The organism is Mycobacterium sp. (assembly GCF_049585075.1).
In the GTDB taxonomy this organism is placed as follows: Bacteria; Actinomycetota; Actinomycetes; order Mycobacteriales; family Mycobacteriaceae; genus Mycobacterium.
In genome coordinates, this window is record NZ_JBAUZA010000375.1 from 1 (window position 1) to 5,720 (window position 5,720).

The following is a 5,720-nucleotide window of genomic DNA, read 5'->3' on the forward strand; positions in this document are numbered from 1 at the left end:
CCAAACCCGACGATCCTCCCGTCCGGGGAACCGGTCGGCTGGGCTGCGTTCTGATTGGACGAGCCGGCGGCGGAGTCACCGGTCGGAGCGCGGTCGTCTTCGGGCTGGCGTCCGGGTGCCCATCCGGGATCCGGTCGAGGGTCCGCGGATTGCGCGGACCCGAAAACGCCGGCGCTTTGGCGACCCGGAAGGTCAACTGTGGCCCGCGCGGGCTGCCCAGCGTGATGCTCAGCCGGTCGCGGATGGGCACCGCTTGGGCGCGCGAACCGGAAACGTAGACGCCGTTTTGGCTTTTGTCGACGACAACCCACTGGTCGCGGTCGAACCGCAGGATCGCATGCACCCGCGATATCAGCGTGAGGTCGCCAGGATTGAGGTCGTGAAATCGGATGTCGCAATCGCGGTCGCGACCTACGAAAATGTCCCGGTCGGCCGGAAATGTGTACATCGCCGAGCCGAGCCAGACCGTCAGCGGCGGCGCGCCGACGTCGCCCGCCACGGCGAGCTTGGTCGTATCGCCGCCGTCCGACGGCGTCCGGCTGCGATCTGTCGGTGCCATTCCTGCCTTCTATACCCCTGGATCCTGTGCGCGACGCATACGAACATATAGCCGCAGCCTGCAACGACAGGTGCCGCGTCCGCGCGGTGATCGGATCGCAGCTAAACCTTTACTTGACGTCGGTCACGCTTGGCGTCGACGATAAAACGGTGCGCCGACTGCTGGGTTCGCTGTGCGCTACGGTGTGCACTACCTTTGTCGCCCTGGCCGCAGCTCCAACGGGTGGTGCAGTCGGCGCACCCTGGTTTGCCCCTTCGGTCGGCAACGCGACCCAAGTGGTTTCCGTTGTCGGCGTTGGCGGTTCGAACGCCAAACTCGATGTCTATCAACGTGGCCCCTCGGGCTGGCAGCCGGTCGCGGCCGGCATACCCGCCCACATCGGATCGGCAGGTCTTGCACCGCAAGCCAAAAGCGGATATCCGGCCACCCCGATGGGGGTGTACTCGTTGCCGTTCGCATTCGGGACCGCGCCCAATCCCGGTGGCGGACTGAAGTACGTGCAGGTTGACTCCAACCACTGGTGGAGCGGCGATGACAACAGCCCGACGTTCAACACGATGCAGGTCTGCCAGAAAGCTCAGTGCCCGTTCGATACCGGAGCCAGTGAGAACCTCGAGATTCCGCAGTACAAACATGCCGTGGTGATGGGCGTCAACCCGAACCGCGAGCCGGGCAAGGGCGCTGCGTTTTTCTTCCACACCACCGACGGTGGCCCCACCGAGGGTTGCGTGGCGATCGACGACGCGTCGCTGGTGCAGATCATCCAGTGGCTCAAACCCGGCGCCGTCATCGCAATCACCCAATAGCGCCGAGCCGCAGAGCAATTCAGGCCAGAGCGTTACCTGGACTCAGCTTGAAGTCGAGGTTCGCCAGCGATATCGTCGCTTCGTAGGTCCGGTCATATCCCGTCGCGCTGATCCGCCATCCGTCGGCGGTTCGGCGGTAACGGTCGCGGTAGAACCCTGCACCGATCAGCATGAAGTTGAACTCCGCCACGATCACGCGGTCCTGCAGATACCAGCGGCCCGTCGCCTCATCACCGGTCACGCTGATCTCTGGATGAGTCACTCGGTGCTCGGTGATGACGCCCGGGCCCAGCGACGACCGCATGAACTCCACCAGGTCGGCACGGTTGGTGAAGTGGTGCTCCTCGCCCAGCGACGCGGCGTAGTCGCCCTTGACGTCGTCGGTCAGCGTGTCACCGAAGTCGTCCCAGTGTTTGGTGTCCAGCCCCCACATGTAGCGGTACTTGACCTGTTCGATCGCAGTGACGTCGGCTAAATATGCGGCGTGATCCTGTGGGCTCATCTCGACATTGCAGCACACGGCGGCAGGTATTCTCCGGGCAGCCGGGCTATCCTCGGCCATCAGCAAGCGCCCGGATCGAAACGAAGGACATACGCCAGCATGTTGAGCGCCGGTTGGGTCTTCGCCGGCTACCGAATTGCTCAGGCCGAACGCTGACAATGGTTTTCCCCACCCCACCGTCGCCGCAACTGTGGACCATCGGCACACCGAATGACAGCGAGGGCACGCTGCGGATGACACAGCAATTGAACAGCGGGGGAGGCATGAAATGCCAACGCGCCCTGGCTGCGCACAACAACGTCGCGATTGACGTCTCGGCTTGTCGCTACGACGTCACCAACCAGGCCGCTGACATCGTCAACGCGATCGCCGCGAAAATCCCGCACTGAGGTAATGGCTGACCATATCGATCAGCGCACGTCGCTCGCGTTGCCAGTCGATCGAGGCGCCCACGATCATCTGCGCCAACACCACGCCGCGCAGCGTCGCCCAAATCACCTCCGCCACACCGTCATTGGACGGATCATCGGTTATCAGCCTGCCGAGTTCGGCGATCGCCGCATTCATCTCCAGTAGGTGACGCCGTGACGACCCGCCCGGGCCGCCGCGGTTGGCCCGCAGGATTTCGAACGCCGCCATCGACGTCGGACTGCTGTAGCAACTCCACGCGGTGTCAACGACCACCTCGATGCGCTCGCGCAGTGGCAGTTCGCTGACGTCGGCCGAGGACAGGCTCTCCAGCAGCTTGGCCACACCGTCGTCGACGACGGCCATCAGCAGGCCGTTGCGGTCGCCGAAGTGGTACTGGATCACGCCCCAGGTGACGCCGGCGCGTTCGGCGACGTGCTTTGCGGTCGCAGCGGCGAATCCTTCTTCCACGATGCAGCGGACGGTCTCGTCGATGATCTTCGCCCGGGTGTCATCCCCGCGCTTGCGTGGCGCCTTGGTCCGCCGAGTAGGAGCAATAGACATTGTTGACTTTATAACATAGTCACGACTATTTTTGGGTGGTGAGCCAATCCCGCTATGCGCAGCTGTCCCGTCAGGAACTGGCCGTGCTGGTTCCTGAGCTACTGCTGATCGGGCACATGATCGATCGCTCCGGCATGGCGTGGTGCATCCAGGAATTCGGCCGTGAAGAGATGGTGCAGATTGCCATCGAGGAGTGGGCCGGCGCCAGCCCGATCTACACCAAACGGATGCAGCAGGCGCTGAACTACGTGGGCGACGACGTGCCCACCATCTTCAAAGGCTTACAACTGGACATCGGCGCGCCGCCGCAATTCATGGACTTCCGCTACACCATCCACGACCGCTGGCACGGCGAATTCCAGCTCGACCACTGCGGCGCGCTGCTCGACGTCGAGCCGATGGGCGACGAGTACGTGTTCGGGATGTGTCACACCATCGAAGATCCGACATTTGACGCCACCGCGGTGGCGACCAATCCCCGCGCGCAGATGCGACCCATCCATCGCCCACCGCGTGTGCCGTCCGACCGGCATCCGCACTGCGCGTGGACCGTCGTCATCGACGAGTCCTATCCGGCTGCCGAGAGCATCCCGGCGCTGGACATCGTTGCGCAAACCCGCGCTGCAACATGGGAACTCGATGCGATCGACCGGTCCGACGAGGGGTTGGCCGACTATTCCGGCCCACTGGTCTCCGACCTCGACTTCGGTGCGTTCTCGCATTCGGCGCTGGTGCGGATGGCCGACGAGGTGTGCCTGCAGATGCATCTGCTCTACCTGTCGTTCGCGGTCGCCGTGCGAGCACGTGCCGGCTCGGACACCGCGCTGGCCACCTCGGTGGGAACCCGCCAGCTGATCGGCTTGGCCGGGCTCGGCGCAGAGCGCATCCACCGAGCGCTGTCGTTACCCAGCGGGATCGACGGCGTAGGACGGGTTTTCGAACTGCACCCGCTGTTCAACCCGCGCGGTTACGTCGACGCCGAGACGTCGGGCCAGCTTAGTGTTCACCGGTCACCGGCCCACGACGATGCCGCCTGGATCTCATTGTGCACACCAGAGTCGACCCAACCGTTGCAGGCGATCGCCACCGCGGTGGACCCGCATATCGAAGTAACGGTCAACGGGAACAGCACCGACTGGACCGTCGAGCTATCCGAAACCGACACGGCGACAACGGAGCTACCTGAGGTGTCGATCGCCAAGGTCAGCGGTGGGTCGACCTTCCAATTCCAGCCGAGGAAATCGTTGCCGCTGACAGTGGTCTGACGTCGACCGGATCTGTCAAGACGTCGGCGGTATCACTTCGGTGACACAACCGCATCGAGCGCATACCGATCATGTTGTGGCCGATCGCCGTAGCGCGGCCGCGGTTATGGTTGACGCTGGCCACCGACCGCTATCGACGAAAGTATTCGCTTTATGTATGACCCGTTGGGGTTATCGATCGGGACCACCAATCTAGTCGCGGTCCGCAGCGGGAAACCGCCCGTCTCGCGTCGTGCCGTGTTGACCCTATTTCCCGATCGCGCTCCGGAACTCGGTGTGCCGTTGGAAGACCCAAACGGCACGTTGATGACCGGCTTTGTCGAACGCGTCGGTGGGTCAAGCGCTTTGACTGCTAGCGAAGGATCCACCCAAGACCCAGCGCTGCTGCTGGTGGAGGCCCTCGACGCGTTGATCACCACAGCCGGCGGCGATGCGTCGACATCCAACATCACGATTGCCGTTCCCGCGCACTGGGAACCGCAAGCCCTGAGGAGACTGCAGGACGCGCTGTGCACGCATGCCGGGTTCGTCCGGGGAGGCACGTCCCCGCGACTGGTATCGGATTCGATTACCGCGTTGACGGCGTTGAACTCCGATGATCGTCTGCCCGTCGACGGTGTGGTGGCGCTACTGGATTTCGGCGCTGCCGGCACCAGTTTCACGCTGGCCGACGCCGCGGCCGGCTTTACTCCGATTGCCGACACAGTGCGCTACCCCGAATTCTCCGGCGACCTCATTGATCAGGCGCTGATGGTTCATGTGTTGGAACGCATCGGTCGCACCGATGGCGCCGATCCTGCCAGCACAGGCGTAGTGGGACAGTTCGGTAATCTGCGCGAAGACTGCCGGCTGGCCAAAGAACGGCTGTCCGATGAGATGCTGACCGAGGTGGCCGTTGAACTTCCGGGCCGGCGTACGTCCGTCGAAGTGACTCGGGCCGAACTGGAAAGCCTGATCGAAGCGCGGCTTACCCGCGTCCTCTCCGCGTTCGATGACATGTTGCGGCGCAACAGAGTTCGCCGCAAAGATCTCGCAGCGGTGGCGATGGCCGGCGGTGTCGCCAAGACTCCGCTTGTCGCCCAGCGTCTTTCGGCTCATGCCAAGACATCGGTGGTGACGGCCGTGCAGCCCGGGCTCGCGATGGCGGTCGGCGCGGTGATGGTCTCCGCCCGCCAGCCGATCGAGCAGCGAGAAGACGCGCCCGAATCGACGACGATGGCCGCGATGGTGGGTGCGTCCACCGGCAGCTTCGCAGCGTCCACTGGCGGTTTCACCGCGTCGACCGACACGCTCGGCGCCGCCACCGGCGGAGTGCTCTTTGACGACCCCTCGGAGACGCTTCACCAGTTGGCCTGGTCGGAGGCGGACGATTCGGTCAACGAGCCGGTGGCTTACACGGGCGAACCCTACGACGACGACGCGCGGGTTACACCGTCGCAGCTGCTGCAGGTGCCGAAGTTTGAGCCGCCCCCGCGGCCTTCCCGCGGCAATCGGCTGCCGCAACTTGTCTTCGGAGTCGCTGCTCTGGTCTCGATGGTCGCCATCGGCGGGGTGGCCTTCACGCTGACCAGCTCCACCAGCCACCCGCCGGCCCCGGCGCCGCCCAGCACCTCGGC

The 5,720-nt window shown here is 64.3% G+C and carries 7 protein-coding genes; 4 read left to right on the forward strand and 3 right to left on the reverse strand.

Translation table 11 applies throughout. The features are described 5' to 3' along the window. Positions 1-559, reverse strand: a 559-nt coding sequence (locus WB785_RS17585) for an FHA domain-containing protein (protein ID WP_424080585.1), incomplete at its 3' end; no start/stop codon positions are given. Positions 560-708: 149 nt separating this feature from the next. On the opposite strand from WB785_RS17585, the gene WB785_RS17590 reads away from it, so the two are divergent. Further along, positions 709-1,365, forward strand: a complete 657-nt coding sequence (locus WB785_RS17590) for a L,D-transpeptidase family protein (RefSeq protein WP_424080591.1) — start codon at positions 709-711, stop codon at positions 1,363-1,365. A gap of 19 nt (positions 1,366-1,384) precedes the next feature. Here WB785_RS17590 and WB785_RS17595 read toward each other — a convergent pair whose 3' ends face one another. After that, positions 1,385-1,867, reverse strand: coding sequence for a nuclear transport factor 2 family protein (locus tag WB785_RS17595; RefSeq protein ID WP_424080586.1), 483 nt, complete (start codon positions 1,865-1,867; stop codon positions 1,385-1,387). A 158-nt stretch (positions 1,868-2,025) separates the two neighbouring features. On the opposite strand from WB785_RS17595, the gene WB785_RS17600 reads away from it, so the two are divergent. Then, positions 2,026-2,256 carry a sensor domain-containing protein gene (locus WB785_RS17600; RefSeq protein WP_424080587.1) on the forward strand — a complete coding sequence of 77 codons (231 nt, stop codon included), beginning with the start codon at positions 2,026-2,028 and terminating at the stop codon, positions 2,254-2,256. Here WB785_RS17600 and WB785_RS17605 read toward each other — a convergent pair. Continuing rightward, positions 2,225-2,839 (reverse strand): TetR/AcrR family transcriptional regulator, encoded by a 615-nt coding sequence (locus tag WB785_RS17605; RefSeq protein ID WP_424080588.1) that lies wholly within the window; start codon positions 2,837-2,839, stop codon positions 2,225-2,227. The genes WB785_RS17600 and WB785_RS17605 overlap by 32 nt on opposite strands. A gap of 38 nt (positions 2,840-2,877) precedes the next feature. Between WB785_RS17605 and WB785_RS17610 the strand changes: the two genes are divergently transcribed. Both WB785_RS17610 and WB785_RS17615 read left to right on the forward strand, forming a co-directional pair. Further along, entirely contained in the window at positions 2,878-4,104 is a 1,227-nt protein-coding gene (locus WB785_RS17610) for a hypothetical protein (protein ID WP_424080589.1), read from the forward strand. A gap of 237 nt (positions 4,105-4,341) precedes the next feature. Continuing rightward, positions 4,342-5,720 (forward strand): Hsp70 family protein (locus tag WB785_RS17615; protein ID WP_424080590.1); only part of this gene is annotated, 1,379 nt, incomplete at its 3' end.